28 protein-coding genes are annotated in these 26,312 nt (G+C 64.1%); 17 read left to right on the forward strand and 11 right to left on the reverse strand.

What is annotated here, in order from left to right; translation table 11 throughout:
• Window positions 1-112 precede the first annotated feature (112 nt).
• Entirely contained in the window at window positions 113-1,393 is a 1,281-nt protein-coding gene (serS, locus tag ACZ5J0_RS00510) for a serine--tRNA ligase (protein ID WP_166842675.1), read from the forward strand.
• Window positions 1,394-1,422: 29 nt separating this feature from the next.
• Here serS and ACZ5J0_RS00515 read toward each other — a convergent pair whose 3' ends face one another.
• Complete coding sequence (locus ACZ5J0_RS00515; protein WP_464093922.1) at window positions 1,423-2,451, reverse strand: hypothetical protein; 1,029 nt, start codon at window positions 2,449-2,451, stop codon at window positions 1,423-1,425.
• A gap of 219 nt (window positions 2,452-2,670) precedes the next feature.
• Between ACZ5J0_RS00515 and ACZ5J0_RS00520 the strand changes: the two genes are divergently transcribed.
• The 3 genes from ACZ5J0_RS00520 (at window position 2,671) to ACZ5J0_RS00530 (ending at window position 5,002) form a co-directional block, all read left to right on the forward strand.
• Window positions 2,671-3,516, forward strand: coding sequence for an HAD family hydrolase (locus ACZ5J0_RS00520; protein ID WP_464093923.1), 846 nt, complete (start codon window positions 2,671-2,673; stop codon window positions 3,514-3,516).
• Window positions 3,517-3,644: 128 nt separating this feature from the next.
• The gene (locus tag ACZ5J0_RS00525; RefSeq protein WP_464093924.1) at window positions 3,645-4,526 is read left to right on the forward strand and encodes a DUF6597 domain-containing transcriptional factor; all 882 of its coding nucleotides are present in this window, start codon (window positions 3,645-3,647) and stop codon (window positions 4,524-4,526) included.
• Window positions 4,527-4,606: 80 nt separating this feature from the next.
• On the forward strand, window positions 4,607-5,002 hold the full coding sequence (locus tag ACZ5J0_RS00530) for a DUF1761 domain-containing protein (RefSeq protein ID WP_464093925.1): 396 nt from the start codon (window positions 4,607-4,609) through the stop codon (window positions 5,000-5,002).
• Between the two features lie 30 nt (window positions 5,003-5,032).
• On the opposite strand, the gene ACZ5J0_RS00535 is transcribed toward ACZ5J0_RS00530, so the two are convergent.
• Entirely contained in the window at window positions 5,033-5,773 is a 741-nt protein-coding gene (locus ACZ5J0_RS00535; RefSeq protein ID WP_223941394.1) for a GAF and ANTAR domain-containing protein, read from the reverse strand.
• Window positions 5,774-5,914: 141 nt separating this feature from the next.
• On the opposite strand from ACZ5J0_RS00535, the gene ACZ5J0_RS00540 reads away from it, so the two are divergent.
• On the forward strand, window positions 5,915-6,691 hold the full coding sequence (locus tag ACZ5J0_RS00540; protein ID WP_223941395.1) for a sigma-70 family RNA polymerase sigma factor: 777 nt from the start codon (window positions 5,915-5,917) through the stop codon (window positions 6,689-6,691).
• 42 nt (window positions 6,692-6,733) lie between these two features.
• On the opposite strand, the gene ACZ5J0_RS00545 is transcribed toward ACZ5J0_RS00540, so the two are convergent.
• Window positions 6,734-7,696, reverse strand: a complete 963-nt coding sequence (locus ACZ5J0_RS00545) for a glycosyltransferase family 9 protein (RefSeq protein WP_464093926.1) — start codon at window positions 7,694-7,696, stop codon at window positions 6,734-6,736.
• Window positions 7,697-7,782: 86 nt separating this feature from the next.
• Between ACZ5J0_RS00545 and ACZ5J0_RS00550 the strand changes: the two genes are divergently transcribed.
• The 7 genes from ACZ5J0_RS00550 to ACZ5J0_RS00580 are packed head-to-tail and all read left to right on the forward strand — an operon-like array spanning window position 7,783 to window position 14,594.
• The gene (locus ACZ5J0_RS00550) at window positions 7,783-8,385 is read left to right on the forward strand and encodes a D-glycero-alpha-D-manno-heptose-1,7-bisphosphate 7-phosphatase (protein WP_464093927.1); all 603 of its coding nucleotides are present in this window, start codon (window positions 7,783-7,785) and stop codon (window positions 8,383-8,385) included.
• On the forward strand, window positions 8,382-9,470 hold the full coding sequence (locus tag ACZ5J0_RS00555) for a glycosyltransferase family 9 protein (RefSeq protein WP_464093928.1): 1,089 nt from the start codon (window positions 8,382-8,384) through the stop codon (window positions 9,468-9,470). Before ACZ5J0_RS00550 ends, ACZ5J0_RS00555 begins: the two co-directional genes overlap by 4 nt.
• Window positions 9,467-10,480, forward strand: coding sequence for a glycosyltransferase (locus tag ACZ5J0_RS00560; protein ID WP_142937205.1), 1,014 nt, complete (start codon window positions 9,467-9,469; stop codon window positions 10,478-10,480). Before ACZ5J0_RS00555 ends, ACZ5J0_RS00560 begins: the two co-directional genes overlap by 4 nt.
• Complete coding sequence (locus ACZ5J0_RS00565) at window positions 10,477-11,745, forward strand: glycosyltransferase (RefSeq protein ID WP_250820424.1); 1,269 nt, start codon at window positions 10,477-10,479, stop codon at window positions 11,743-11,745. Before ACZ5J0_RS00560 ends, ACZ5J0_RS00565 begins: the two co-directional genes overlap by 4 nt.
• 14 nt (window positions 11,746-11,759) lie before the next feature.
• The gene (locus tag ACZ5J0_RS00570) at window positions 11,760-12,446 is read left to right on the forward strand and encodes a D-sedoheptulose-7-phosphate isomerase (RefSeq protein ID WP_464094757.1); all 687 of its coding nucleotides are present in this window, start codon (window positions 11,760-11,762) and stop codon (window positions 12,444-12,446) included.
• Window positions 12,443-13,870 (forward strand): PfkB family carbohydrate kinase, encoded by a 1,428-nt coding sequence (locus ACZ5J0_RS00575; RefSeq protein ID WP_464093929.1) that lies wholly within the window; start codon window positions 12,443-12,445, stop codon window positions 13,868-13,870. Before ACZ5J0_RS00570 ends, ACZ5J0_RS00575 begins: the two co-directional genes overlap by 4 nt.
• Before the next feature lie 28 nt (window positions 13,871-13,898).
• Window positions 13,899-14,594, forward strand: coding sequence for an SDR family oxidoreductase (locus tag ACZ5J0_RS00580; RefSeq protein WP_464093930.1), 696 nt, complete (start codon window positions 13,899-13,901; stop codon window positions 14,592-14,594).
• Here the strand turns inward: ACZ5J0_RS00580 and ACZ5J0_RS00585 are convergent.
• Window positions 14,560-15,735 (reverse strand): glycosyltransferase family 9 protein, encoded by a 1,176-nt coding sequence (locus tag ACZ5J0_RS00585; protein WP_464093931.1) that lies wholly within the window; start codon window positions 15,733-15,735, stop codon window positions 14,560-14,562. The genes ACZ5J0_RS00580 and ACZ5J0_RS00585 overlap by 35 nt on opposite strands.
• 159 nt (window positions 15,736-15,894) lie before the next feature.
• On the opposite strand from ACZ5J0_RS00585, the gene rfaE2 reads away from it, so the two are divergent.
• Window positions 15,895-17,472 carry a D-glycero-beta-D-manno-heptose 1-phosphate adenylyltransferase gene (rfaE2, locus tag ACZ5J0_RS00590; protein ID WP_464093932.1) on the forward strand — a complete coding sequence of 526 codons (1,578 nt, stop codon included), beginning with the start codon at window positions 15,895-15,897 and terminating at the stop codon, window positions 17,470-17,472.
• A 13-nt stretch (window positions 17,473-17,485) separates the two neighbouring features.
• Entirely contained in the window at window positions 17,486-18,520 is a 1,035-nt protein-coding gene (locus ACZ5J0_RS00595; protein WP_464093933.1) for an NAD-dependent epimerase/dehydratase family protein, read from the forward strand.
• Between the two features lie 2 nt (window positions 18,521-18,522).
• Here the strand turns inward: ACZ5J0_RS00595 and ACZ5J0_RS00600 are convergent, their stop codons facing one another.
• Entirely contained in the window at window positions 18,523-19,605 is a 1,083-nt protein-coding gene (locus tag ACZ5J0_RS00600) for an FUSC family protein (protein ID WP_223941405.1), read from the reverse strand.
• Between the two features lie 183 nt (window positions 19,606-19,788).
• Between ACZ5J0_RS00600 and ACZ5J0_RS00605 the strand changes: the two genes are divergently transcribed.
• Genes ACZ5J0_RS00605 through ACZ5J0_RS00615 form a run of 3 tightly spaced genes read left to right on the forward strand, consistent with a single transcriptional unit; the run spans window position 19,789 to window position 21,751 of the window.
• On the forward strand, window positions 19,789-20,730 hold the full coding sequence (locus tag ACZ5J0_RS00605; RefSeq protein ID WP_464093934.1) for a hypothetical protein: 942 nt from the start codon (window positions 19,789-19,791) through the stop codon (window positions 20,728-20,730).
• Window positions 20,727-21,158 (forward strand): phage holin family protein, encoded by a 432-nt coding sequence (locus ACZ5J0_RS00610; RefSeq protein WP_142937200.1) that lies wholly within the window; start codon window positions 20,727-20,729, stop codon window positions 21,156-21,158. Before ACZ5J0_RS00605 ends, ACZ5J0_RS00610 begins: the two co-directional genes overlap by 4 nt.
• Window positions 21,155-21,751 (forward strand): DUF3618 domain-containing protein, encoded by a 597-nt coding sequence (locus ACZ5J0_RS00615; RefSeq protein ID WP_142937199.1) that lies wholly within the window; start codon window positions 21,155-21,157, stop codon window positions 21,749-21,751. The genes ACZ5J0_RS00610 and ACZ5J0_RS00615 overlap by 4 nt, the downstream gene beginning before the upstream one ends.
• Before the next feature lie 79 nt (window positions 21,752-21,830).
• Here ACZ5J0_RS00615 and ACZ5J0_RS00620 read toward each other — a convergent pair whose 3' ends face one another.
• The 6 genes from ACZ5J0_RS00620 to ACZ5J0_RS00645 all read right to left on the reverse strand — a co-directional run bounded on the left by ACZ5J0_RS00620 (window position 21,831) and on the right by ACZ5J0_RS00645 (window position 26,110).
• Entirely contained in the window at window positions 21,831-22,307 is a 477-nt protein-coding gene (locus ACZ5J0_RS00620) for a phage tail protein (RefSeq protein WP_250820431.1), read from the reverse strand.
• A gap of 16 nt (window positions 22,308-22,323) precedes the next feature.
• The gene (locus tag ACZ5J0_RS00625; protein WP_142937197.1) at window positions 22,324-22,923 is read right to left on the reverse strand and encodes a hypothetical protein; all 600 of its coding nucleotides are present in this window, start codon (window positions 22,921-22,923) and stop codon (window positions 22,324-22,326) included.
• A gap of 71 nt (window positions 22,924-22,994) precedes the next feature.
• Window positions 22,995-23,630 (reverse strand): hypothetical protein, encoded by a 636-nt coding sequence (locus ACZ5J0_RS00630; RefSeq protein WP_464093935.1) that lies wholly within the window; start codon window positions 23,628-23,630, stop codon window positions 22,995-22,997.
• On the reverse strand, window positions 23,617-24,252 hold the full coding sequence (locus ACZ5J0_RS00635) for an RDD family protein (protein ID WP_142937195.1): 636 nt from the start codon (window positions 24,250-24,252) through the stop codon (window positions 23,617-23,619). Before ACZ5J0_RS00635 ends, ACZ5J0_RS00630 begins: the two co-directional genes overlap by 14 nt.
• A 74-nt stretch (window positions 24,253-24,326) precedes the next feature.
• Entirely contained in the window at window positions 24,327-25,133 is an 807-nt protein-coding gene (locus ACZ5J0_RS00640; RefSeq protein ID WP_223941409.1) for a hypothetical protein, read from the reverse strand.
• On the reverse strand, window positions 25,130-26,110 hold the full coding sequence (locus ACZ5J0_RS00645) for a hypothetical protein (RefSeq protein ID WP_166842693.1): 981 nt from the start codon (window positions 26,108-26,110) through the stop codon (window positions 25,130-25,132). Before ACZ5J0_RS00645 ends, ACZ5J0_RS00640 begins: the two co-directional genes overlap by 4 nt.
• Window positions 26,111-26,312 lie beyond the last annotated feature (202 nt).

The raw sequence follows: 26,312 nt of genomic DNA on the forward strand, positions 1-26,312 counted from the left end.
GGTGCTCCCACACTATCCTCCCGGGCAGTCTCCTCTTGCCTCACGCCCGTGACGGAGGGACTTTGCCCGCTGCGGGCCGGAAAACCGCGGCAGATTCGAATACTCTTGTCTGGTGATCGACGTAAAAGACCTCAGCGAAAATCCGGACAAGTTCCGGGCCAGCCAGCGCGCCCGTGGCGCCGACGAGTCCGTTGTGGACGCGATCATCTCCGCTGACTCCGATCGCCGTGCCGCGCTGATTCGCCACGAAACCCTGCGTGCCGAGCAGAATGCTTTCGGCAAGAAGGTGGCTCAGGCCAAGGGCGAAGAAAAGCAGGCCCTCCTGGCTGAGGTCAAAGAGCTGGCCAACTCGGTCAAGGCCGCTTCCGCCGAGGCTGCCGCAGCGCAGGCCAAGCAGGAAGAGCTGCTGCGGGTCATCCCCAACCTTGTTGTTGACGGAGTCCCCGAGGGCGGCGAGGACGACTACGTTGTGGTCAAGACCGTAGGCACTCCCCGCGAGTTCAAGGATTTTGAGCCCAAGGACCACCTGGAAATCGGTGAGCTGATCGGTGCCATTGACATGGAGCGTGGCGCCAAGGTGTCCGGCTCGCGTTTCTACTTCCTCCGCGGCGTCGGTGCACGGTTGGAAATGGCGCTGCTGCAGATGGCCATGGAGCAGGCGATTGACGCCGGCTTCGTCCCCATGATCACCCCCACTTTGGTGCGCCCCGAGACCATGCAGGGCACCGGTTTTGATGTAAAGCACGACGCCGAGATCTACCGTCTCGCCGAAGACGACCTTTACCTCGTGGGAACCTCGGAGGTGGCCCTCGCGGGCTACCACGCAGACGAGATCCTGGACCTCTCTGCCGGCCCCATCCGCTACGCAGGCCAGAGCTCCTGCTACCGCCGCGAGGCCGGCTCCCACGGCAAGGACACCCGCGGCATCATCCGCGTGCACCAGTTCAACAAGGTGGAGATGTTCATCTACACCACTGTGGAGGAAGCCGCTGCCGAGCACGAGCGCCTGCTGGCTTGGGAAGAGGAAATGCTGGCAAAGTGCGAGCTTCCTTACCGCGTGATCGATACGGCTGCCGGTGATCTGGGCATGTCCGCGGCACGCAAGTTCGACTGCGAAGCCTGGGTCCCCACGCAGAACGCCTACCGCGAGCTCACTTCCACCTCCAACTGCACCACGTTCCAGGCGCGTCGCCTCAACATCCGGGAACGCGTGGTCAACGACGAAGGTGTTGCCAAGGGAACCCGAGCCGTTGCCACGCTGAACGGCACGCTGGCCACCACGCGCTGGATTGTTGCCATCCTTGAGCACCACCAGAACCCGGACGGCTCCGTCAACGTTCCCAAGGCGCTGCAGAAGTACCTTGGCGGCCTTGAGGTTCTCCCGGTTCTCTAGATTCCACTTGTCACCCTCCTACGGACAATTCACCCTCGAGTGCGCGGGTGAATTGTCCGTAGGAGGGTGTTTCTTTGCGGGGTCAGCCCGGCCGCGAGGAGTTTTGCCCTGAACAAGGCGGGATTGTTGGCCGTTGCCCAGTCCCATCGCACTACTTTGAACCCGAGAGCACGCAGCCGGTCCTCACGTTTCTTCTCGGCGAGGACCGCTTCCCTGGCGCTCTGTCCACCCAGATATTCGTCCCTCAAGTACTTTGCATCGCCGTCGAACTCTCCGATTACTCGTTGGTCCCGCCAAAAGAAGTCCGTACGGGCAACGAACCCCATGGCATCGCGGAACTCGCACTGCAACTCCGGAGCAGGGAAGCCGAGAAGGTGCATCTGGGCGCGGCTAAGCGACTCGCCCGCGGAGCCGGAATTCTCGTCAGCAAAGCTCAGAATGTGCTCTACGCGTTGTCTCTTGGCCTCGGAAGCAAGGCCCTCGGCTGCCGCGCTAAGTGCCGCTTTGCTCATGAAAAGCGACGGAAACCTTGCTGCACTGATCGCGTGATCGGCCAAGGTGACGCCCTTGGTGAACGAACCCCTGGCCAGGACATCAACGGCCGTTCGCGCCAGTCCTGTGAGTCGCAACCCGCGCAGGTACACGGTGTCGGTTGAATAGTAGTGCCGGTAGATGCCATATCCCCGGATCCGCTCCAGACCGCTGGTTCCCGAGGAATCCAGGGTGGCTGCGCTGGTGCTCGGCTTTCGAGCGCCGGCATGCCCGCGCGAGGCGTTGGCAAGGTGGATGTGCGATGGAACGCCGACCATCTGCAGTCCCCAGAGTAACGCGGCTGTCTCGAAGCAAAACTCCGCGGAAGGGTTCTCCGCTGCCACGGCCCGTGCGGTTGCAGCGTATCGATCCCAGGGTTTGAGCCCCAGCCAATGCTGTTTGTCCACGTATACGCCCTGGCGTACCCGGACAAGCTCACCCTTCTTGTACCGTCTGCTGAGCTGCCGTGCGGATCCTGATTCGAGCCGGTGCCGGGCAGCCACTATGAATTCGTTCTGATAGTCCATGGACCACTGTTGCTGCACAGGGATTCACGTGACTCCCGCTCAGTAGGGCTATGTGGAAAGGGTTCGGTTGTTCACCGTTATGTGGACAATTCACCGGCGGATGCGGGGGTGAATTGTCCGGTAGAGGGTGAAACTCGGAACAGGTATTCACCGTGCGTTAACGCGCAGCTGTGGCGCCGGTCCTAGTTCAGTGTCCGGGGTGTCTGCTCTACTGTAAGCATGACTATTTTGACTGATACTCCAGTTGCTGGCATCGATGACCAGCCAAATATCAACAACAAGTACATGGTGGCATTGGACGTGGACGGCACACTCGTGGACCACGACGGCCACATGTCGGAGGGAGTTTGCTCCGCCGCCCAGGCTGTGGTTGCAAGCGGCCACGACGTCATGATTGCCACCGGCCGCTCGCTCAATGCGACGCTTCCCATCATCCAGAAGATCGGCCTCGAGCGAGGCTACGCCGTGTGCTGTAACGGTGGTGTGACCCTCCGCCTTGATCCGTCGTTGGAGAAGGGTTACGAGATCATCCATAAGGCAACGTTCGACCCCGCTCCGGCTCTGAAGGCCTTGCGGGAACGGCTGCCCAACGCCAAGTACGCCCTGGAGGATGAGGACGGAAATTTTCTCTCCACGGAGCGCTTCCAGGATGCCAGTTTCGGTGTGGAGTCCATCGGCGTCGACTTCCAGACCATGTTGGATGCCACGGCAGTCCGCGTAGTGGTCTTCAGCAGCGAGAACACCTCGGATGAGTTCAATGAGGCCATCAGGCACATCGGACTTTCCGGCGTGACGTACTCGGTGGGATGGACCGCCTGGCTGGACATCGCAGCCGAGGGCGTCACAAAGGCCAGTGCCTTGGAGGTTCTGCGCCACAAGCTCGGAACGGACCAGGCCAACACGGTTGCCGTGGGCGATGGCCGCAACGACATCGAGATGCTCACGTGGGCCGGCCGCGGCGTTGCCATGGGCCAGGCACCTGACGAGGTCATTGCCGTCGCGGATGAGGTCACCGCTTCAGTGCTCGACGACGGCGCGGCACAGGTTTTGCGCAGCCTCCTGTAACTGCCGCTCGTCTTAGCCGGGCGAACCGCTGTGGCCAACACACCTCCGGTTCGCAACCCTCACCGCTGAGCGGCGGGGGTTGCGAACAAAGGCGGGCTCCGAGGCGTTGAGCTGCCTAGACTGGGCCTGTGTTCTATGAAGAGTGCCCACCATCTCCCGGGCTCCAGCCGTTCGTCACCGGGCTGTGGTTTCTCCGCGCTGAGCCGCAGGCAAGGTACGAGAAGATCCTCCCCGGGCCGTCTGCGCACCTGATCCTGAACCTCTCCGACCCTTACAGGCTCATCAGCCCGCCGGAAACCGGCATTGCCGCCAACGCCCAGGAAGCCGGCACAGGCACCACCCGGACGGAAGCCGGCTCAACTGAAGTGTCCACGGGTTTCTACGCGGGCCTTCAACGCAGCTACCTGATCAGCGAGAACCCTGCCCAGCTCTTCAACGTTGGTGCCCGCCTGACCCCCTACGGCCTGGCAGCGTTCACCAGCCAACCGCCGTCGTTGTTCCAGAACCGTGTGGTGGACGCCGAGACTGTATTCCCGGGTTTTTCGGAACTACGCACGCACCTCACCGACGCGGAACCCGAGCAGGCGTTCGGGGCCCTGAGCACCTTCCTCCACCAACGGCTAAGGCCCAGCTACCGGGCGGATCCCAGGGTGGAGAAAGCTACAGAAATCCTGGCGCAGGAGGACGTAGCGATCGGCGTGCTGGCCAAGGATCTGGGTGTCAGCCCGTCCACGCTGGAGCGGATCATGATGCGGGACTGCGGAGCCACGGCAAAAGCGTATTCGGATGTATGCCGCTTCAACAGGATGGTGAACCAAGCGGCGGCCCTGCCGAAGGGCTCTGTGCCGGGCCGCGAGCTTCTTCATTTGGCCGACTATTACGATCAGCCGCACCTGATCCGGTCCTTCAGGCGCTTCAGTGGGTACACGCCAACGGAGTACCTGCAGGTGGTGCAGAGCTATGGTGCGGAGTACGCCACGTTCGTCCCGCTGGAGGAAGTCACCAGCTAGCCTGCGGTTTTTTTACAAGACCCCGCGGGCTGAAGCACTTACAGTCATCTCAGGATCTACCCGCTCTTGAGAGGACAGCGATGGACCTTCAGATCAATTGGCTCGCCGTGCTGTTGGCTGCGCTGGCGACGTTCGTGGTCGGCGGACTCTGGTACTCGCTGCTGTTCGCCAAGCCATGGCAAAAGGCGGCCGGTGTCAGCGATGAGCAGCTGAAGTCCGGAACGGTTCGCGTCTTTGTGGGCTCGTTCCTTCTTGCCGTGGTGATGGCTGTTTTCCTGGCCGCGTTCATTGGCCGTGGTGGGCTCGCATTCGGAACCTTCGCCGGCCTGGCCGCTGGACTGGGATGGGTAGCAACAGCGCTCGGCGTGAACTACCTGTTCGAACGCCGAAGCCTGACTCTGTTCGCTATCAATGCCAGCTACAACGTAGTCACGTTCACCGCCATGGGCGCCATCATAGGCGCGATGCAGCGCTAGGAGCTGGGGTGGCGCCTCAAAGCAGCAGCGTTACTTGAAGTAAGTCTGAACGGTCCCGCCGCCCGCCGATTCAACAATGGCCTGCGCAACTACCCGGAGCTTGACGTTCCGGTTGCTGGAGGCTTTCTTGATGAGTTCAATCGCTTCCTCCTGGGTACAGCGGTTCTGCGCGATGATGATCCCTGTTGCCACGTCGATCACGGTACGGGATTCCATGGCTGCCCGGAGGTTGTTGGCTGTCTGGCTGTGCTCGGCGATCAGGACAGCCAGGCGCAGGCCCTTGGACGCCTGCTGCACGTAGTCGTTGGCGCGCTGCACGGCGGCTTGGTCGAAGGCATTGGGGTGTTCGGAGTAGAGGTTGAGGCCAGCCCTTGCAGTGTCATCACTGAGGGGGAATGGCACTGCCAAGACGGACCGGATGCCGTGTTCAGTGACGATCTTGTTGTACTCCGGCCAGGTGTTGTCTTTGGCGAAATCAGGTATGTGCACTTGGGTGATTTCACGGCAGGCACGCAAGCACGGCCCGTCGTCGAAGTTGTACTGCAGTTCATCCAGCATCCGGGCGCGCTCACCGCTGCTGGCCACCGTCCCGGCGGAGCGGTGTCGCATGAGCGTGATGCCGCAGTAGACCTCGTTTCCGGGGGTGCTGAACATGCCGGCCGAGTGCCTGGCCAGCTCCTCCAGGAAGGCTTCAACGTCAGGGGTATCGAGCAGCAGGTCTTGGATATCGGCCACGACTGTAGTCGGCTCGGCGAGCTGAGGTTCTTCCATGCGGAACTCCAATCCCTGATTTGGCTACCTTTCGAGACTAACCCCGAGAACCCGTTGAAAGCTAATAGTAAGTGTGCTTCTCTTTTTAAGGAGTCTTGCCGTGGGCTCACCCTAACCAGCAGGTCCGAGGATTGAAGCCCCATGCGACAGATCCCACCCTTTGGCGTCCCCACACGTCCCCCCACCCAAGCGCCGGAAGGCAGAATCCGCCAGAGCTTTCAGGACAGCCTGGTCCTGGACCACCTCAATCTGGCAAAGTCCATAGCCGCCAGATATTCCGCCCACACTCACGACCTCGACGACGTCAGGCAGGTGGCGTACATGGGCCTCATCAAGGCGGCGCGCGGCTATGACGAGGCAAAAGGGGTCAGTTTTCCCGCCTACGCCGCACCTACCATCGCGGGTGAGGTAAAACGCTACCTCCGCGACCATTGCTGGGTGGTCCGCCCACCACGGATCATCCAGGATGTCCGGCGCCAAGTGCTGGCCCGGACGGAGGAATTGACCCAAACACTCCAACGCACCCCCTCTCCGGAGGAGGTGGCCGAAGATTTGCAGTTGGAGCCGTGCCAGGCCCGCGAAGCACTCATGGCCGGCACCAGCAAGCGCCCGGATTCCCTCGACGTGCCCGCGTCCGAGGGGCGTGATGGTCTCCAAGGATCGCTTTCAGCGTTCGGCTGCCCCACGGATCGGCTGGAGGACGTGCTGGCTCTGCGCAACGCCATCCGCGGCCTGAGCGCTGAGGACCGGCACTTGCTGTACCGACGCTATTACCGGGAGGAAACGCAGTCCACCATCGCGGAGGGGTTGGGAATGTCGCAGATGCAGGTGTCGCGCAAGCTCTCCAAAATCCTGGTGTCCCTCCAAACACAACTGTTGGACGAAGAAGCCCAACTGCAGGACGGGACGGCGCCCTAAAAGCCTGGAATGACAACCCGGGTTACCGCCGGAAGCGGGTTTCTAACAGCGCAGCCCCTCCACTGCGTTCACAACGTCGCGGACACTGACGGCCAAAAGCGCCGGATCGGGATCCGCTGAAAACACATCACCACGGCGGAGTTCGACGGCGGTCAGCACCACGTGCGGTCCGGGCGGCGGCCCCCACTCTTCGGCGGGCGCCGGGCCGAACAGCACTACCGAGGGGCGCTCATACGCGGACGCGAGATGCGCCGCGCCGGTATCTGCTGAGATCACGAGGCGGGCCTCGGCGATGGTGGCCGCAAATTCGGCGAGACCTTGCCGCCCGGCCAGCAATCCGTCGTCGAGATTTACTCCTTTGAGGTTGGCCAACGCTGCGGTCTCCTCAGCGCGCCCGCGCTCTGACGTGCCTCCTGTGAGAACTACCTCGTGCCCGCCCGCGGCAAGTTCCACAGCAACCTCAGCGAACCGTTCCACCGGCCACAGCCTGCTGCCATAGGCCGCCCCCACGTGCACAACGGTGGCGCCGGGACGCGGCGACGAAATCGCGGGACGGTTCAGCCGATAGTCCAGGGGATCGGCGTCGATACCGTGCCAGTTGAGCAGCCTCGTCCAGCGCTCGCGCTCCGGTATGCCGGTGATCCATTCAGGCCCTTCAGTGCCGTGTGAAGCATGCGCCACCACCCGGTTGGCTTGGAGTTCGTCAATCCGCAAACGGCTTTCAGCGCCGTTTCCGTGCAGGTTCACGGCGATGTCCACAGCGCCCCGGGGAACTGTCAGGGGGTCATCGAGCCCTGGGGTTGGCAGGAGGTGAATGCCGCCCACCAACTCCAAAGCCTCGGCAATCCATGCAGGCGCGGCGTACAAGATCCGGTGCTCGGGGAACGCCCGGCGCAAGCCCCGCAGTGCCGGGACGGCAACCAGTAGGTCCCCCAATTTCAGGGCGCGCAAGGCAAGCAGTAGCGGCTGATGGTTGTTCTCGTCACTGTCCAAAACTGTGTCCAAGGAGGCCTCCCGCTAGGAGTCTAGCTGCAGGAAACTTCTCGGGGCCGCATTGTTTAGCGCCGGGAGAACCGGGGAACGTTGCGGGTATGGGAGGAACCGTAACGTTGAAGGCGGTCCTGTTTGACCGCGACGGAACACTGGTTGTTGACGTGCCATATAACGGCGATCCGCAGCTGGTGCGACCCATGGATGGTGCCCGTGAAGCATTGCAAAAAGTACGCCAGGCAGGGCTGGCCACGGGAGTGGTAACCAACCAGTCGGGCGTGGCGCGTGGGCTGTTGACCGTGGAGCAGGTGCACTCCGTCAACCACCGGGTGGATCAGTTACTGGGACCGTTCGACGTGTGGGAGTTCTGTCCGCACGGACCAGAGGACGGTTGCGCCTGCCGCAAGCCCCGGCCGGGAATGATCCTGGAAGCCTGCCACACCCTGGGTATCAGCCCGGAGGAGGCGGCCTTCGTTGGCGACATTGGTGCTGACATGGAGGCGGCTGCTGCTGCCGGTGTCAAGGCTGTGTTGGTGCCAACGGAAGTCACGCGACGCGAAGAGATTGAGGCGGCCCACCGCGTTGCGGAGGACCTGGGCCATGCGGTGGAGCTCCTGCTGACGGAGGCACCGGACCGGACTCTGACCGGGACTCCGGACCGGACTATAGCCCGGACCTTGGACGAGCAGGATGCCCCTGTATGAGCCGCGTCCTGGTAGCCCGGCTGGACAGTATGGGCGATGTCCTCCTTTCCGGACCTGCCCTGCGGGCCGTGGCGAACGGAAGCCGCCCCGATGGCAGCCGACCCAATGACGTGGTTCTGCTCTGCGGTCCCGAAGGATCGAGCGCAGCGGAGCTACTGCCAGGAGTCACCCAAGTGCACACGTGGGCGTGCCCGTGGATTGTGAATCCCGCGCCGCCTGTCACGGATGAGATGACCCGGGGCTTGATCGAGTTTGTCCGCAGTTCGCGGATTCAGGAAGCGGTCATTCTTACCTCCTTCCACCAGTCCCCGCTTCCGCTGGCGATGCTCCTTCGCCTGGCCGGCGTCAAAAAAATCACGGGTGCATCAACGGACTACGCGGGCTCGCTCCTGGATGTCCGGCTCAAACCTGGCGAGGATTTCCCGGAGGATCAACCGGAAGCGATCCGGGCGCTCACCATCGCAGAGGCCGGCGGGTATGTGCTGCCCAACGGGGATGATGGGAAGCTTCGCATCACCACCTGCGAGGACCCTGAAGGTGTGGCTGATGAGCTGGCTGATGAGGGCCGGTACATTGTGGTCCATCCGGGATCTGCCGCACCGGCAAGGGCATGGCCCGCACTTCACCATGCAGCAGCTGTGGAACTTTTGGAGGCGTACGGGCACCGGGTGGTGGTGACAGGAGGCCCGGACGAAACTTCGCTCACGGCAACGGTGGCCGGCCCCGCTGCCCGGAACCTCGGCGGTGGAACCAACCTCCGGACGCTCGCAGCGGTACTGGCGGGAGCCGCCGTCGTAGTCACCGGCAATACCGGTCCCGCCCATCTGGCGGCAGCGGTGGGAACGCCGGTAGTGTGCCTGTTCGCCCCGGTGGTTCCAGCCATCCGATGGGCACCGTACGGCGTCCCGCTGGAACTGCTGGGCGACCAGGAGGCGCCCTGCAAGAACTCCCGTGCCCGTGTTTGCCCTGTCGCCGGGCATCCCTGTTTGAGCTCAGTGACCCCGGAACAGGTTGTGGAAGCTGTTGAACGGCTCCTGGGTGGCGTGTCATCTCTGTCCACCCGACGAAAGGTGTGGAAGCCATGAGGATCCTGGTGTGGCACGTCCACGGCGGGTGGATGGAGGCATTCGTCCGCGGCCGGCATGAGTACCTGCTCCCGAAAACGTCCGACGGCGGCGCGTGGGGTTTGGGGCGAGGCGGCCGTCAGTGGCCTGCCGCCGCGCAGGAAGTGGACTTGGAAACCCTGGACCCTGGCAGTGTGGACGCTGTTGTCCTTCAGCGGCCGGAAGAAATCGCAGCAGTTGCCCGAACTCTTGGCCGCAGCCCCGGCGTTGACCTCCCGGCCGTGTACCTGGAACACAACACCCCCAAGGGCGACGTCCCATTCACCCTGCACCCCTTGGCGGACCAGGGCGCCATTCCCGTGGTCCACGTGACCCATTTCAATCAACTCTTTTGGGACACGGGAACGGCAACCACCACGGTAATTGAGCACGGCATCCCGGACCCCGGACACCTGTACACGGGGGAGCAGGAAGAGATGGGCGTGGTGGTTAACGAGCCTGTCCGGCGTGGGCGGGTCACGGGAACGGACCTGCTCCCGGGCTTTGCCGGTGTGGGGCCGCTGCGGGTCTTCGGCATGGGGACAGAGGCCCTGCCCGAAGCACTGAACCTCAAGGGATTCGGCCTCAGCGAGGAAAGGCTACGCATCGCCGGTGACGTCCCGGCCCCGAAACTCCACCAGGAACTTGCCCGCTGCCGCCTGTACCTTCATCCCCTGCGCTGGACCTCGCTCGGGTTGGCGCTGCTGGAAGCCATGCACCTTGGCATGCCCGTCCTGGCACTAGCCACCACCGAGGCGAGCCGCGCCATTCCGCGCGGTGCAGGCTTGGTTTCCAACGACGTCGGCGATCTCCAGAGGTTCGCCCGGCGGCTGCTGGATGACCCCGACGACGCCTACGCCATGGGCATGGTGGCCCGCGAGGCCGCGCTGCAACGCTATGGGCTGGACACGTTTCTTGGCGCCTGGGACCAACTCCTGGCTGACCTCCCCCAAGGCGCCCGCCGCCACCACACAGAGAGGACGCACCCATGAAAATCTCCATGGTCTCCGAACACGCCAGTCCGTTGGCCGCCTTGGGAGGCGTTGACGCCGGAGGGCAAAACGTCCACGTGGCGGCGTTGTCTTCAGCGCTGGCAGACCGCGGACATCAGGTCACGGTGTACACGCGGCGCGATGACCCCGATCTACCTGCAAAGGTGCAGGTTGGGCCGGGACTCAGCGTTGTTCACGTGGATGCCGGTCCGGCCCGGCGCATTCCCAAAGACGATCTCCTGCCGTACATGGGAGAGCTGGCGGACGGGATCTGCGCAGACTGGGCCGGCCACCTGCCGGACGTGCTGCATGCTCACTTCTGGATGTCCGGACTCGCTGCCATCCAAGCATCCCGCCGGGCACAAGCAGCGGATCCCGTACCAGTGGTGCAGACTTTCCATGCCCTCGGATCGGTGAAACGCCGCCACCAAGGGGCCGCGGACACCAGCCCGCCGGCCCGGGAATGGCTGGAACCGTGGGTAGGACGCACCGCGGACTGGGTCATCGCCACGTGCCCCGATGAGGTCTTCGAACTCAAGGCCCTTGGCATCAGCCGGTCCAAAATTTCAGTCGCACCCTGCGGTGTGGATCTCACGTTGTTCCCGGGAACGTCCGACGCCGAAACCAAGTCCCGCACGCATCGCATCCTCAGCGTGGGACGCCTGGTGCAACGCAAAGGCGTGGACTTGATCATCCAATCCCTGCCGCTGCTGGCAGAGGCGGGCTTCAACGACGTGGAACTGCTGATTGTGGGCGGTTCCGGTGACGCCCTGACGCTTGAAGAAGACCCAGAAGCCCAGCGCCTCCATACCTTGGCGAAGGAACTTGGCGTCGAGGACAAAGTGAGCATGCGTGGCCAGGTCCCGCGGGATGCGATGCCCGGAATTTTCCGCAGCGCCGACGCCGTGGTCTGCGCTCCTTGGTATGAGCCGTTCGGCATCGTGCCCCTTGAAGCCATGGCTTGCGGCGTGCCTGTGGTGGCAGCAGCTGTGGGCGGGCTGCGGGAAACCGTGGTGGATCAGAAGACCGGACTGCATGTCCCGCCCCGTGACCCCGAAGCCTTGGCCGAGGCGCTGGGAAAGCTGCTGGCAGATCCTGATCTTCGCGCCGACATGGGCCGTGCCGGTGCTCGGCGGGCCCGTTCCCGCTACTCCTGGGAACGCATCGCCGCAGACACCGAGAAAGCCTACCGATCCGTTCTGGCGGCAGGACTGTCCCGGCAAGCCGGCGAACGCTTGGAACCATTGGAAGGAACGGCACTGTGACTATCAAAGGCCTTATGGCCCAAGAATCCACCCTCCCGTCGGCACTCCCGGATAACGTGCCTGCCCGGTGGTCCCCGGACGCCAGCAATTCCAACCACATCGCCGAGGTCACCAAACACCTGGACAACGTCCTGCCCGCTCTGGAATCCCTGCGCTCGCAGTCGGGACGCTTATCCGAGTGGGGCACCGAACTCGCCATGAGGCTGCTATCCGGGCAACGGTTGCTGGCGGCTGGCAACGGCGGTTCAGCTGCTGAGGCGCAACACCTCACCGCCGAGCTGGTGGGCCGGTTCGACGAGGAGCGCGCGCCCTTTTCCGCGATCTCGCTCCACGCAGAGTCCTCCGCCGTCACTGCACTCTCCAACGACTACGGCTTTGAGGAAGTCTTCGCCCGCCAAGTCAGGGCCCACGGCCGCGCCGGGGATGTTCTTATCCTGCTCTCCACCAGTGGCCGCAGCCCCAACCTGCTCAAAGCCGTCCGTGCAGCACGGGAACGCGGCATCACCACCTGGGCACTCACGGGCACCGGCCCCAACCCGCTCGCCGATGCCAGCGATCAGGCCATCACCGTGGACGCTATTGCCGCGAATGCCCAGGAAGGACACCTCATCGCCATCCATGCCGTGTGCCGGGCCTTTGATGCCGAGGTAGCCCGACGGGCCGGCTCGGCATTGAACTCCTTCGGAGGGCGGCAGCCTTGAGGATCACCGTGGTTGGGGATGTCCTCCTCGACGTCGACATCAACGGGACCGCCACGCGGCTCAGCCCCGACGCGCCGGTGCCGGTGGTGGACGTGGCCGACATCCGGCGTCGTGCAGGTGGCGCGGGTCTGGTGGCTACCGTGCTCGCGCGCGACGTCCACGACGTCGCGCTGGTCACCGCCTTGGGGAACGACGACGGCGCCAGCCACCTCAGGCGAGCACTGACCGGCGTGTCTGTGCTCGCCGGAGCCCCGCTCGCCCCGACGCCCACCAAGACGCGCGTGAGGATCGGGACGCATCCGATGGTCCGGTTCGACGAAGGATGCGCGCCGGCTCCCGTCCCGGCCTGTACGGAAGAAATGCTCCATGCCATTGCCTCGGCGGATGCCATTGTGGTGGCCGACTACGGCCGAGGAATCGCCGCCAACGCCGAGATTCGTTCCGCCCTCACAGATGCTGCCAAGCGCGTCCCTGTGGTGTGGGACCCGCATCCTGCCGGTTCCCAACCCGTGGAGGGGGTCGCCGTCGTGACGCCCAACCTTGCCGAAGCGTTGACCTCCGCCAAAGCGGGAGGCTTGGACCCGTCCCGTACCGGTGCCGAAGAAGCTGGCCAATACCTGCTCCAAAAGTGGGGAAGTGGCGCCGTTCTGGTGACCAAGGGTGCAGACGGGGCGTTCCTGCTCTCCGCCGATGGCGCGGCGCAGGGCATCCCCGCACCCAGGACCACTGTCAGTGATCCTTGCGGAGCCGGCGACCGGCTGGCCGGAAGCCTCGCCGTCCACTTGGGGATGGGGCTCGACCTCGATCAGGCGGTGACCAGGGCGGTGGAGGACGCATCAACATTTCTCGCCGCGGGCGGTGTGGCATCGCTGGCGGTGGTGACCGACGCGGCGGCGTCAACTTCCGGGAACCAATCGAGTCCCGTCGTCGAACTTAAGGGTCTTGAAGTGGTGGACGGGGGTGACCTGCATCCGGATGGCGTCCAACTGGCCCGGGCCGTGCGGAGCAGAGGAGGCACGGTGGTGGCCACGGGGGGCTGCTTCGACCTCCTCCACGCCGGCCACGCCCGGACGCTGGCTGCCGCGCGCAGCATGGGCGATTGCCTCATCGTGTGCCTGAATTCCGATGAATCGGTCCGGCGGCTTAAGGGCGCGCACCGTCCGATCGTGAGCGTGGAAGATCGGGCGGAGTTGCTGCTGGCACTCGAATGCGTTGACGCCGTGGTGGTCTTCGGCGAGGACACCCCCGAAGCCTGCCTCAGCGACATCCGGCCCGATATCTGGGTCAAGGGTGGCGATTACACCTCCGAAGAATTGCCGGAAGCCCGCCTGGTGGCGGACTGGGGAGGGCGCTGCGTGACAGTGCCCTTCCACCCGGCACGCTCCACCAGCGGCTTGGCTGCAGCGCTTGCCAAGGTCAGCTGACCAATCAACCATCACCGAGAGGAACCGCATGAACACGCAAACACCCGGCCGCGTCATCGTCACTGGAGGCGGCTCCGGACTTGGCGCTGCGATCGTGGAAGCCATCCGCGACGCCGGCGGCACACCCTTCGTCTTCGACCGCGACGTCAGCAACGTCTCCGGCGCCAAAGCCTTGGAAGTGGACGTCTCCAACCGCGAAGCAGTGGAAGCTGCCGTCAAGGAGGCCGCCGAAACCCTGGGCGGCCTGGACGGGGTGGTCACTGCCGCAGGCATTGATCGCTGCGGCAAGTTGGGCGACGTTCCGGCAGATGAGTGGGAGAAGGTCATCGGAGTGAACCTCCTAGGCACAGTGTCCGTCATCCGGGCAGCTTTGCCGTACCTCAAGGGATCCCGGGGCCGGGCCATCACCATCGCCTCCACACTCGGGCTCCGGGCGCTGCCTGATGCCACGGCATACTGCGCCTCCAAGTTCGGAGTGATCGGCTTCAGCCGGGCCTTGGCCGCAGAAACAGGGGGAGTGATCGGCGTCACCACCATCATCCCTGGCGGCATGAAAACGCACTTCTTCGATGACCGCGACGAACAATACAAACCGCAGGACGATTCCAAGCTCAACGATCCCGCCAACGTGGCGCAGGCCGTGGTGTTCGCCCTCTCCCAGCCGTTCGGCAGCGAGGTCCGCGAACTCCTTATTTGCCCCGCAGAAGAAGGCTCGTGGCCGTAAGGTCCAGGACGTCCTGAACAACGTCGGCCACGGCGATGCCCCTGATGAGGGTGTCGTCGTGGCCGCAATGCGGTGCCGTCCAACCAACTTGGGTGACGTCCGAGCCACAGCGCGGGCAGCGCGTCACCCAGGACATGTGGACGCGGTGCAGGCTCCGACCGCGCGGACCGGCGTTCAGGGCGTTGCCCACCCAGAAGATTCCTACCGTAGGCGTCCCCATCGCCTGCGCCAGGTGCCGCGGACCGCTGTCACTGGCGAGCATCACCGTGGCGTCCGCCAAGAGCGCAGCCAAGTCTCCAATGTCCAATTCGCCAGCCACGGAGCGCACGGCTTTGCTGTCCACCTCAGTGAGATGCCGGACCGCCGATTCCGCCACTTCCTGCGCCAAGGCCTTCTCTGAACGGTCACCCACGATCAACACCTGCGCCCCTTCGGCTGCTGCTGCGGCCACCGCTTCAGCGAAGTACGACGCCGGCCATCGCCTTCGCGGATCGGTGGCACCCGGGTGGACCACCACCAAAGACCTCCGTTGAGGGTCCCTGAATCCCGCGATGTTCCTTTGATGTTCCGGTAGCGGGCGAAGGGGAGGAGCGATGATCGGCGGAGCTCCGGCCAAACCTGCGAGCTCCAGCCAGCGGTCCGGTTCGTTCTGGTAGTAGACGTAGTCCAGATTCCGCTCCAACCGATCCGCGTCCTTGGTCCGCGTGCCCACTGTGTGGCGCGCACCAAGGCGGAGCAGGAAAGGGTTGGAGAAGCGTCCGCCGCCATGCATCTGGAACGCAACATCAAACTCCTTGGCCCGCATCGCCTCTACAAAGGCCTCCTGCGCCGCAATATCCTCCGCATCGCCCTCAAAGCGCTCGCCGTTCCGTGGACCGTCGTGGACGCCGCGCGCCACGGGCAACATCTGGACGTCGTCAACGGGACCTTCCGTTGCGGCCACCACTGCCGCGTGGATGGGTGTGCCCAAGAGCGTGATGGCGGCGGCGGGGTAGGCGTTCTTCAACGCAGAGAGGGCGGGATAGGTGTAGATCAGGTCACCCAAACCGCCGCCCCTGAGGATCGCAATTCGCTTGACGTCATTGAACTTTTCCAGGATTGGACCCACGCCGGGGCTCGGAGTCGTCAGCGGTTTCTCCATGGAGTGATTCCTTTCGCTGGCTGTGCTTCGGGCTGGTTCTTCCGTAGCTCCGGGGCCGTAGTGATTCCGGGCGGAAACTCCCGGGCTCAGCGTGTGAAGCCCCCGCCGCGGGGTACCTGAGGGGAACAGGAAACTGTGAGCCCAATCGGAAGGTACCCCATGGCACGCCTATCCAATCAAGAAGGCCTGGCCAATCAAGAAGGCTTGGCTGACTGGTTGCCGGGTCGCTTGGCCGAGGAACGTCCTGTTGTGACGGTCATCGGAGATTCCATTCTGGATGGCTGGTGGGATGGAACCATAGACCGATTCTGCCGCGAAGCCCCGGCCCCTGTGGTCCAGGTCCAGCGCCGCGACTTCGCCCCGGGAGGTGCCGCCAATACGGCAATGAACCTCGCCGCGATGGGGGCGGACGTTCGCTTTGTTTCCCTGGTGGGAGAGGACTCCGGAGGCCACACGCTACTGGATCAGCTCAGCTCGGCGGGAGTGGACGTATCGCACGTCGTCGCCCATGCAGGCATGACAACCACCACCAAATTCCGGGTGAGCAGCGGCGGGCAGGTGATGCTGCGCCTGGACGATGCCTCCAAGGAGCTCCCCGCTGATGGCCTCCGCCAGATGGCCGCTGCTGTCCCGGAAGCCCTCCGCGGCTCATCAGCCGTGGTTCTCTGCGACTACGGAGCCGGGGCTTTGGACGGTGCGGTGCGGGATGCAATTTTCGATCACCTGGGTCCCCGAAACGACGGCCCGAATACCAACGAAGCAGGCTCTGCCAATGCCCGGCAGGACACCCTGCTGGTAGTGGACGCCCACCATCCAGGACGTTGGGCCGGGCTCAAGCCGGACCTCGCCACCCCGAATGCACAGGAGGCCGCCGGGCTGCTGGGGACCGAGTTTCCCGGAGGCGCTGCCAGGTGTCCCTTTGTGGAAGCCCACGCTGACCAGCTCCTGCGCGCCTCAGGTGCGGCCGCCGTCGTCGTGACTTTGGACCGCGAGGGAACCTTGACGATCCGGCGTAACGACACCTTGCAAAAGCCGGCAACCCACCGGACCTGGGCGCGGCCGCAGGCGGAGAAACAAGCTTCGGGTGCCGGCGATACGTTCGTGGCGGCGTTGACTATCGCCCGGGCCGCGGGAATGCCGCTGACCAGCAGCGTGAACCTGGCTCAAGCGGCCGCCGATGTGGTGGTCCACCGGCCAGGTACCTCCGTTTGTACCACCGTCGAACTGGCAAAGCACCTGCGGGGATTCGCCGATACAGCACTGACGGATGCCGAGTTGGCCCGGCAGGTGGATGAGCACCGTCGGCAGGGCAAACGGATTGTGCTGACCAACGGCTGCTTCGATGTACTCCACCGCGGCCACACCCGTTACCTCAACCAGGCCAAGCAACTGGGTGATGTGCTGGTGGTGGCGCTGAACAGCGATTCCTCCGTGCGGAAACTCAAGGGCCCGGACAGGCCGGTCAACTATGAAGCGGACCGGGCGGCAGTCATTGCGGCACTCAGCTGCGTGGACCATGTCACGGTTTTCGATACCCCCACTCCCATACCGCTCATAGATCTCCTGCGGCCGGATGTCTATGCCAAAGGCGGCGACTACACACCGGAGATGCTCCAGGAAACCGAGGCGGTGGAACGCTACGGCGGCACTGTGACCATCCTGGACTACGTGCCCGAACACTCCACCACAGCGGTCCTGGAACGCATCCGTTCCACGGGCGAAGCCCCGCAGACCTGAGGAAGAAGCAGACATGCGTATTGTGATCATCGGTGCAACAGGACACGGCGGTACTGAACTGCTGAAACGGCTCCAGAGGGCACGTTCTGAAGAGGGCGCGGACTTGGAGCTGGTGGGTGTGGTCCGGCGGCAACCTGATCAGGACGCCGCCCCGTATCGCGGAGTCGAGTGGCACACCCTGGACATCAGTGCCGCTGAGGATCAACCCGCCCTGGAAGCAGCGTTGGCAGGGGCCGATGCACTGGTTCATCTGGCGTGGCTGATCCAGCCGAACCACAACCGGGAGATGCTCCGCCGGACCAATGTAGCCGGGACAGCCCACGTGTTGGCCGCCGCCCGCAAGGCCGGAGTGGGACACGTGGTGTGCGCATCATCGGTGGGAGCGTACTCCCCGGCCCCCAAGGACCAACGAACCACGGAAGACTGGCCTGCCGGCGGGATCCGCAGCTCGCACTACAGCGTGGATAAGGCAGCGCAGGAGAGGCTCCTGGACAGTTTTGCCAAGGAAAACCCCGGCATTGTGGTGGCGCGGCTCCGCCCGGCGCTGATGTTTAGTGCCGGTGCGGGGAGCGAGGTTGGCCGCTACTTCCTGGGACGGTTTCTGCCCCGGCTGGTTCCGCGTAAGCCTTGGTTGCCGTTCCTCGCCGTCCCCAAAGAGATGGTGTTCCAGGCAGTCCACACGGCAGACGTCGCCGATGCCTACTGGCGAGTGGTGGAGCGCAAAGCGCAAGGCGCATTCAACATTGCCGCCCAGCCAGTCATCGACCCCAACGCCTTGGCGTGGATTCTGAACGCCCGGCGGGTGATGCCGTTCCCGCTGACGGTGCTGCGCGCCGTCGTCGAGGTCAGTTGGCGACTCCGCCTGCAGGTGACCGACAGCGGCTGGGTGGACATGGCGGCCAGCGCACCAATCATGGACACCGCCCGGGCGCACGCTCTTCTGGGTTGGTCGCCCACGCATTCTTCGCTGGAGTCACTGGCAGAAATGCTGGATGGACTCGGCGCAGGAAAGGGGCGGGAGGCGTCTCCTCCGCTGAGGCCGCGGTAGCCCTATTCGGCAGACAGCACCACGGTCAGGATCCGGCGCAGGCTCATGGCCACGGACGCCGGCGCGTTGACGGGGGATTGGTCAGCGGCGGCCTCGGCCACGGCGTCGCTGAGTACGCCGATGCTGTCCTTCGCTTGCGCCAGACGGTTGGCCAACTCACCGTTTTCGGCGTCGCGCCAGTGATCGACCACCGCCGCCACGGACTCCAAAGCTTCCGAAAGGGGGCCCACGACGGCATCCGGGATGACCGTCCCCGCCCCCTCCTCCCAGATGGCGCTGGCCAGGACGTCGGTGATGTCCTGGACGTGGAAGGTAAGGCGTTCCAGGGTGCGCAGACCGGCGAGGTCGCTGGGCAGGCGGGTTGCACGACGGCGGGACCTGGGGTTCGCTTTGGCGCTCAGTTCAGCTTGATGCACCGCCGTCCGGACGCCGGCTGCCGTGAGTGAAAGTTCGTCGCTGCGGCTTGCCCAGGCCTCATGGTTTGGTGGCCAGGACTCTTCCATGGCCCGGGCCATGTCCTTGAGCTGGCGGGACAACGCGCCTTGGTGCCCCGCGATGGCGGGATCGATGTCATCCAGGTGAAGGGGCGGAAATATGAGCCAGTTCACCGCGAATCCAACGCTGACGCCCAGGGCCATCTGGAGGACATAGGCGAAGGAGAATCCCTCCGCATTTGAATCACCCAGTACAAGGACGAACAGTGCGGCCATGGGAATCCACTCGGAAGCCGTGCCAAGCCGGGGAAGGCCGCCAATGAGAACGCCGAGTCCCACCACCACCGCGACGGCAAGGGCAGTAGGGGCGGCCACGGTGGTGATGGCGAAGGCCATGCCGATGCCCAGCACCAACCCTGCCAGGCTCTGTAGGCCATGTTTGGCGGAGTCGGCCACTGTGGGGTGCATGCTCACCAGGGCGCCCAGTGGTGCGTAGTACGGATATTCGGCGGCCGGTCCGGGCATAAACGGTGCGAGGTACCAGGCCAGTCCGGCTGCAACAGCCGTTTTGGCGGCAAACAAGAGGCGGTGGCGGGTCACGGTTTTTCGTAGCGCGGGAATCAGCCGTCGCCTGTTGGGCAATTGGCTCATCAAACCAACGTTGACAGGTCTGCCCTCCCGTGTCGAGCGAAAAGCGGCGAATGTGGGCCACGGCATCTTTTGCAGATTCAGGCGATTAGAACCGGGTCAGGCGGGTACACACCCATTGATAGTAACGATACTTACTATCCCGGCTGCTGTCCGCAGCCTGCCAACTGTGGAAAGAGAGCGATAATGACTGAGAGCAAATCGCCGCAGGACGGAAGCTTCGCGGCGCCAACCACCGGTGCCCATGTAGGCACCGAACCGTTCACGGGAAATTACTTGGACTCGGCCGATGGTGAGACCCAAACTGCAGGAACCACGGGAATCAGCGGAACCCCCACGGGTTCAGGTTCCGCCAGCTCAGGCAAGGTGGATACTGCCAAGGAAGAAGCTGCGGGAGTCGCAGGCGCCGTAGGCGAGGCTGCCGGCGGAGTCGTGGACACCGCCAAGACCGAGGCCGGTCACGTGGCTCACGAAGTCAAGGTCAACGCCCGCCAACTGCTGACGCAGACCAAAGGTGAGCTGGCCGATCAGGCTCAGGCCCAGCAGCAGCGTGTTGCAGAAGGTTTGCGGTCCATCTCCGACGAACTTTCCACCATGGCCAACTCGACTGAAAACGGTGGCGTAGCAACCGATCTGGTCCAGCAGGCGGCGCAGCGATCCTCCTCGATTGCCCAGTGGCTGGAAGGCCGGGATCCCGGCTCGCTGCTGGATGAAGTCAAGGGCTTCGCACGTCGCAAGCCGGGAGCCTTCCTCATGATCGCTGCGGGTGCGGGCATCCTTGCCGGCCGCCTGGGCCGGGGCATGGCAGGCAACGCCTCCGATGCGGCCTCCACAAGCGGCGTGCCAGCCACCACGGAGACGCCTCGCGCCGCGTACTACCCCACCCAGGGCTACCCCACCCAGGGGGGTGCGGTGACTCCGCCGGCAGTGGACCTCCCCGGACCGACGGCCACCACCGCCGGATACGGCTCGGCCACCACCACCGGCTACGACGCGGGAACCACCGGTGGCTACGACGGGTCCACGCTCCCTTACCCGGAGACCGAGGCTGGCGGCGTTAAGGCCCAAGGCGACCCGCTGGCAGGACCGCTCGACCCCGATGACCCCCAGTATGGAGGTCACCGATGAGCAGTCCCGCCGATCTACCTCCCACAGAAGCGCACATGAAGGCGGAGACCCTTCCCCTGGGTGAGCTCCTGAGCGACCTGACGCGTGATGTTTCAACGTTGATGCGGCAGGAAGTGGAGCTGGCCAAGGCGGAACTCAAGGAGTCCGCCACCAAGGCAGGCAAGGGCGCAGGGATGCTGGGTGGGGCTGCATACGCTGGCCACATCACCGTGCTGTTCCTGTCCATTGCCCTCTGGTGGGCTTTGGGCCAGCTTGTTGGTCTCGGGTGGTCCGCCGTAATCGTCGCGGTCATCTGGGGAATCGTCGCAGCCGTTTTGGCTGCCAAGGGCCGCAAGGAACTCAACGCCATCAAAGGCATGCCCCAGACCGCTGAGACGGTCAAAGAAATACCCCCCGCTTTGAAACCGAACACTGAGGAGACACGATGACGCAGAACCCCGACGCCCTGCGCGCCGATATCGAAGAAACTCGCCGGCGGCTCAGTACCAACGTTGACGCCGTGGCTGACAAGGTCACGCCGTCGCACATCGTCAACCGCCGGGTGGACAAGATCAAAACCGCTGTGTTCGGCGCCCGCGATGACGTCAGTGATGCTGCCGGGAACGCTGCACACCGGGCCGGGGACGCTGTTTCCGGTGTGGCCAGCAATGTTTCCGGTGCAGTCTCGGACATCGGGGACGCCCCGCAGGTCATCACCCGCAAGGCACAGGGCAGCCCGATCGCGGCCGGCCTGATCGCTTTCGGCGCGGGCTTGCTGGTGTCCTCCCTGTTCCCGGCTTCGGAAAAGGAACGCGAAGCTGCCCAAGCGGTCAAGGACGCAGCTCAGCCCCTCACCGATGAGCTGAGTCACGCGGCCCAGGAAGTTGCCGAGCACCTGCGCGAGCCAGCACAGGATGCCATGCAGAACGTCAAGGACAGCGCCACGGAAGCCGCGGCCAACGTCAAGGACGAAGGCCAGGCAGCTGCCGCTGACGTGCAGGACCGCGCCGGCACCGCCAAGGACAACATCAGCAACCAGTAACCTCCCGCGCTGACCCAAGTGAGTCGCAGCAGAGCGCGTTTTGAGCCCTCAAAACGCGCTTAACTGCGACTCAGTTGGGTTATGCAGGGGTGGGTGGGTACTCGCCCTTGATGACAAAGTAGGAACCCCGGATAGTCCCGGCAAGCTTTGACTTCTGCCGGGCAAACTTGAACTTCGCTTCCAACTCGGCAGGGACCTCCATCCCGTCGGCCAGCTTGAAACCAACCGCCCTTTTCCCGTCTTCAAGGCTGTACATCACGTTGATGGCCAGGCCTGATTCGTAAAAGACGTAGGCCATATGAAGGTCTTCAACCTGGAACGCAGTGGCTTCCAGGGGGCGGGACTCAATGACCAGGTCGCGTTCTTCGCGAAGGATCCGGCTGACGCGGTCCACCACGTCCGGAACCTCATTTGCCGGGCTCACCTGAAATACGTGGTTGTACTTATTGTGGAAGTAGCGGGCCTCATTGGCGCGCAACCCAGCTGCAGCCTCGGCTACCGGCGACGATTCCAAGCCGACTGTGGATACAGTCTTGAAATCAACGGTGTACGGCATGGGCCCTCCTGGTCAGTCAGCGAACTTCGAGAATCATCTGCAGCAAACGGGCTGCTGCGGGACGGGCGGCGTGTTCCTCTGCCCACTGTGCCCGCGCCAGCGCTTTGCTGACTGCCTGAGTGGTGATGCCGAGCTCCTGGGCAACGGCTCGCTGTTGACCCCGGACACCCGGGGTGAGCAGATCCAACACCCGCCACTCCGCTGCACTCCGGTGCTGCACTATGTGCCCCAGGAGTCGCAGCACGGCTTCAGCCTCTGAAGCGAGGGCGGCAAGGGGGCCGTCCACTGCCACGGGAACACGTTCTTTGCCGTTGCGAAGACGGTCCACCGCCCTGCGGGCGTAAACGAGGCCATGTCCGGAGGCGTCTTTGACCAGGTTGGGCAAGGGCTCGTTAATGGGCCCCACCCCGATACCCACGTACCACTGGCCCGTACGGAGCGCGATCAGGGCCGTCTCCACGGCTTGATGGCTGCACTCCACGATGCCTTGGACCTCGTCTTCAACCGAGCGGTCAAAGTCGAGCCGCGCAGGAATGTGCCGCAGGTCCTTGAGCAATTGCGGCACAAGATCGCCGTCGTGGCGACTGTCGCGTTGGTTGATGGTGAGAGTGAACATATTGGATCACATGCTACCGGCTGGTAGTCGGTCTGCAAGGGCCAAATTTGCCCACTGGTGAGTCAAACCGGTCAGTCAAGCGCCGTTTGTCCCGTCAGTACGACGGCGGGCAGCGCACCTGCCGCCGCCCGCGCGGCGTCGGGTATTCCGGCGTCCTGCATGGCCCCTTGGATGACTAGGACCAAAGGGGCGGGGTGGTTGTTGGAGGCAAAGACCCAGAAGGTGCCGCGGGCCTGGAAAACCACCGCAAACTGGCCTCCGGCGCCCAGAGAAACCTTGCTGCGTGCCACGAGTCTGTGATCGGGGTCGGTGCCATCGATGGTGGTGACAGCTTTGATGCTGCCGGGCACCACGTCATTCCAGCGGAGCACCAAAGTGGTGTGTTTCTGCGAGTACTTGGCCACCACCCCGGCATCAAACACCAAGAGTTTGCGGAAACTCCCCAGGAAGGTCATGGTCCACAGCAGCAGGCCGGTCAGGATGCTCGTCAACGCAAAGAAGGCGGGGTCATCGAAATGTCCGGCTTCCCGCGTGGAGCGGATGGGGCTGACGAACTCGGCGATGGTCCCAAAGACGAAACCCACAACTAGGCAGGGGAGCAGGACCTTCCAGAAGATCTTGCGTGAGGAGGCTACGTAGCGGAGCTGCCCCAACTCAGGACCGAGCTTGCGCTCAACCCGGCGAACCAGCCAGTTACGGCCGTGCATCCGGGCGCTGGCCGTAAAGGTTGGGCAGGTTCTGCCGCTCTGCAGCAGCCGCCTGCTCTGCCGCCGCTACCTTGGGGTCCGGGATGGGCTGCTGGCCTTGCGCGATTCCCGAGCGCCGGTCCATGGCTGCAAACTTCGGGTCCCAGGTGTCATCTCCGCCGCCGCTGATGGCGGAGGCAATGAGCATCACCACGAAGAACGGGAAGAAAGACCAGCAGACGGCGCGCCAACCGCCCAACCAGGCTCCCGCCGTCGTGCCGTTCTTGATACGCACAGAGCGCATACCGGCTGCGGCGTCGCCTACGCTGCCCACGGATCCCCAGATCATGCCGTATATGAAAAGCCCAACAAACCACAGGACCACGTAGAGCGTCAGCCACAAACCGTCGTTGTATCCCAAGGCCGAGCCGCTGTTCATCATGGCCTCCCGGATCACGACGGCGATCACGGCCAGGACCGCGTAGCCCACCAGGAACACCACGGCATCCAACACACGGCCCCAGAAGTGCGCAGTGCCGCTGGCCTTGACGAAGTACGCGCCGGTGTCCGTGTGGCGGCGGACAGGGCGTCCGGTCAGCGGATCCACCAAGCCGGTGGAAGTTGAGGGTTTAGGAGTGCTCATGAGGGGCTTTCAGCTCGACGGCGGGATGCGGCTTTGGACGGCACGTTTTGGAGCGGAACGTCAGGACCGGAACGTCAGGCCAGCCCGGCCAGTCCGCCCAGGACGCGGGCCAAGGAAGGGGCGGAAGTTTCCTGCAACTCGAAGGTCACGGCTCCGCCCTGCTCCGGCAGATCGGATTCCGGCGCGCCCTCCACACGAGGAGTCAGCACGTGGACGCCGGACGGGCCGGTATACACAGTGACGGTGGGGAAATCGTTGGTGTCGGAGTTGAATGCCACCACGTTGCTTGCGGCTTGGGTGTCAGCCAAGGCTGTGGCTGCGTGGGCCTCGAACTGGGCCTCCGTGTAGAGGGCAGGGTCCGAGTCGCGCGCGGCAGCCTTTTCCGGGTCCACGAATTCAGCCAGGCGCGGTACCAGTTGTTCGCGGGTGATCACCGTGAAGCCGTGCAGTCCGCTCTCGTCCACTTCCTCCAGCAGTACGCCGTCGTCGTGGAGGTAGCTGTAGAGCCAACGCTTGCCGGTGGAGACGGTGCGCTCCACGGATACGATGCTGCTTCCGCTACGGCGGAGGGTGAGTGCGCCCGTGATTTCCTCGGTGGCGTGCAGCCGCGAGGGTTCAGTTTCGCCCTCGAAGACCACCGGGTACACGAGTTCCTTGGCCAGCAGGCCGCGCAGGGCAATAGCGCACATGAGCTCCTTGCTGGCGTCCTGGGCCGAAAGCCACGGCAGGGCCACCAGCTGTTCGTGCTGAACGCCGTCCAGTGCCACAATCTCTTCATCGGTCAGTGTGGGCAATGGCGCTCCGATTGCACTGGCCGAAGCCAGGACCTTCGCTGCGGCCTCAATGTCCCGCTGGGTCCATTTCATGGTGCTGGTGGTCATCCGAATATCCCTCCGACAAAGTTTCCGACTGACTTGGCGGCGTCACTGACCCCGTCTGCCACCTTACTGCCTACGTCCTTCGCGAAGCCCGCCACCTCCTTGGCGCCGTCGGCAATGTAGCTGCCCGGGTTGCGGGCGAAGTTGCTGATGGAGTCCCAGTTGTCGGCCACGAGGTTGCCCAAAGCCCAGGCTCCGGCAACAATGCCGGCGCCGATCACGATCGGAGCACCGATCGGGCCCAGCAGGGCTGCGCCACCGGCCGTCATGAGCATGATGCTGCCAACGCCACCCACGACGGACAGTCCGCCGGCCACGCGATCGCCGGTCCCGCGCCAACCGTCGTGCTGGGGGTTGATCATGTCGCTGATGCCGCCAACGATGTTCAGCGGTGCCGCCAGCGCTCCGGCTATCCGGAGGCCTTTGGAGAACTTGCTGGCGTCCTGGAATGCCTGGCTGTAGGGGATGCTGGCCCTGGCGTCGTTGAGGACGTCGGTGACTTTCTCACCGTTGCGCAGCGCGGTCATGGCGTCCCGGATGACGGTCCCGCCTGCCCGCCAGTTGGTCAGGACTTCGCGGGTCTTCACCCATTCGGCGTTGCCAAGCTTGAGGTATTTGTACGCCGTCCACAGCGGTGCGGCCAGTCCTTTGACGCCCATTGCTGTGTCATAGACGTCCTTGAGAACGCCCACCGAAGTGCCGGAGCCGTCATTGTGGCTGGCGAATTCCTGCTGGTTGGCGTGCTTCTTCAGCTGGCTCGCGTTCTCACGGAGCATGTTGGCGGCCTTGACCAGGCTCTGCCGGTGCTGGGAGTTCCAATCACCCTTGAACACGGTGGCATCGCGGCCTTGCCATGCCGTGGTGGAGTTGATCGCGTTGGACAACTGTGTGCTTTGCAGGCTGATGGCGTCGGCAGCTTTGCCCATCACGCCTGCCAGACTGCGAAGCTGCGCTATGTCCGCGCCATAGAACCCAGCCATGTGGAACCCCCTGTAAACAAGCATCGAAAAGTCTCGTCCCAGCCTAAAGGGACCTGCGAGCTGCCGCGATGGGGAGACATGCCCATGTGCATAAAAAAGAACGACGGCGGCCGGTGCGGTTCGCAGGGAACCGCACCAACCGCCGTCGGGACCCAACTGAGTCGCATTAATGCGCGTTTTGACCGCTCAAAACGCGCTTAAC

Source organism: Arthrobacter sp. DualSoilB13 (assembly GCF_055389195.1).

What these genes read in the sequence shown, in the direction of transcription:
- rfaE2 (WP_464093932.1), top strand. Translation starts at nt 15,895, where the DNA reads ATGGCACGCCTATCCAATCAAGAAGGCCTGGCCAATCAAGAAGGCTTG.
- ACZ5J0_RS00530 (WP_464093925.1), top strand. Translation starts at nt 4,607, where the DNA reads ATGGACCTTCAGATCAATTGGCTCGCCGTGCTGTTGGCTGCGCTGGCG.
- ACZ5J0_RS00540 (WP_223941395.1), top strand. Translation starts at nt 5,915, where the DNA reads ATGCGACAGATCCCACCCTTTGGCGTCCCCACACGTCCCCCCACCCAA.
- ACZ5J0_RS00620 (WP_250820431.1), bottom strand. Translation starts at nt 22,307, where the DNA reads ATGCCGTACACCGTTGATTTCAAGACTGTATCCACAGTCGGCTTGGAA.
- ACZ5J0_RS00625 (WP_142937197.1), bottom strand. Translation starts at nt 22,923, where the DNA reads ATGTTCACTCTCACCATCAACCAACGCGACAGTCGCCACGACGGCGAT.
- ACZ5J0_RS00580 (WP_464093930.1), top strand. Translation starts at nt 13,899, where the DNA reads ATGAACACGCAAACACCCGGCCGCGTCATCGTCACTGGAGGCGGCTCC.
- ACZ5J0_RS00560 (WP_142937205.1), top strand. Translation starts at nt 9,467, where the DNA reads ATGAGGATCCTGGTGTGGCACGTCCACGGCGGGTGGATGGAGGCATTC.
- ACZ5J0_RS00515 (WP_464093922.1), bottom strand. Translation starts at nt 2,451, where the DNA reads ATGGACTATCAGAACGAATTCATAGTGGCTGCCCGGCACCGGCTCGAA.
- ACZ5J0_RS00630 (WP_464093935.1), bottom strand. Translation starts at nt 23,630, where the DNA reads ATGCACGGCCGTAACTGGCTGGTTCGCCGGGTTGAGCGCAAGCTCGGT.
- ACZ5J0_RS00585 (WP_464093931.1), bottom strand. Translation starts at nt 15,735, where the DNA reads ATGGAGAAACCGCTGACGACTCCGAGCCCCGGCGTGGGTCCAATCCTG.
- ACZ5J0_RS00550 (WP_464093927.1), top strand. Translation starts at nt 7,783, where the DNA reads ATGGGAGGAACCGTAACGTTGAAGGCGGTCCTGTTTGACCGCGACGGA.
- ACZ5J0_RS00555 (WP_464093928.1), top strand. Translation starts at nt 8,382, where the DNA reads ATGAGCCGCGTCCTGGTAGCCCGGCTGGACAGTATGGGCGATGTCCTC.
- ACZ5J0_RS00535 (WP_223941394.1), bottom strand. Translation starts at nt 5,773, where the DNA reads ATGGAAGAACCTCAGCTCGCCGAGCCGACTACAGTCGTGGCCGATATC.
- ACZ5J0_RS00640 (WP_223941409.1), bottom strand. Translation starts at nt 25,133, where the DNA reads ATGACCACCAGCACCATGAAATGGACCCAGCGGGACATTGAGGCCGCA.
- ACZ5J0_RS00610 (WP_142937200.1), top strand. Translation starts at nt 20,727, where the DNA reads ATGAGCAGTCCCGCCGATCTACCTCCCACAGAAGCGCACATGAAGGCG.
- ACZ5J0_RS00595 (WP_464093933.1), top strand. Translation starts at nt 17,486, where the DNA reads ATGCGTATTGTGATCATCGGTGCAACAGGACACGGCGGTACTGAACTG.
- ACZ5J0_RS00615 (WP_142937199.1), top strand. Translation starts at nt 21,155, where the DNA reads ATGACGCAGAACCCCGACGCCCTGCGCGCCGATATCGAAGAAACTCGC.
- ACZ5J0_RS00605 (WP_464093934.1), top strand. Translation starts at nt 19,789, where the DNA reads ATGACTGAGAGCAAATCGCCGCAGGACGGAAGCTTCGCGGCGCCAACC.
- ACZ5J0_RS00565 (WP_250820424.1), top strand. Translation starts at nt 10,477, where the DNA reads ATGAAAATCTCCATGGTCTCCGAACACGCCAGTCCGTTGGCCGCCTTG.
- ACZ5J0_RS00520 (WP_464093923.1), top strand. Translation starts at nt 2,671, where the DNA reads ATGACTATTTTGACTGATACTCCAGTTGCTGGCATCGATGACCAGCCA.
- ACZ5J0_RS00600 (WP_223941405.1), bottom strand. Translation starts at nt 19,605, where the DNA reads ATGAGCCAATTGCCCAACAGGCGACGGCTGATTCCCGCGCTACGAAAA.
- ACZ5J0_RS00570 (WP_464094757.1), top strand. Translation starts at nt 11,760, where the DNA reads ATGGCCCAAGAATCCACCCTCCCGTCGGCACTCCCGGATAACGTGCCT.
- ACZ5J0_RS00635 (WP_142937195.1), bottom strand. Translation starts at nt 24,252, where the DNA reads ATGAGCACTCCTAAACCCTCAACTTCCACCGGCTTGGTGGATCCGCTG.
- ACZ5J0_RS00645 (WP_166842693.1), bottom strand. Translation starts at nt 26,110, where the DNA reads ATGGCTGGGTTCTATGGCGCGGACATAGCGCAGCTTCGCAGTCTGGCA.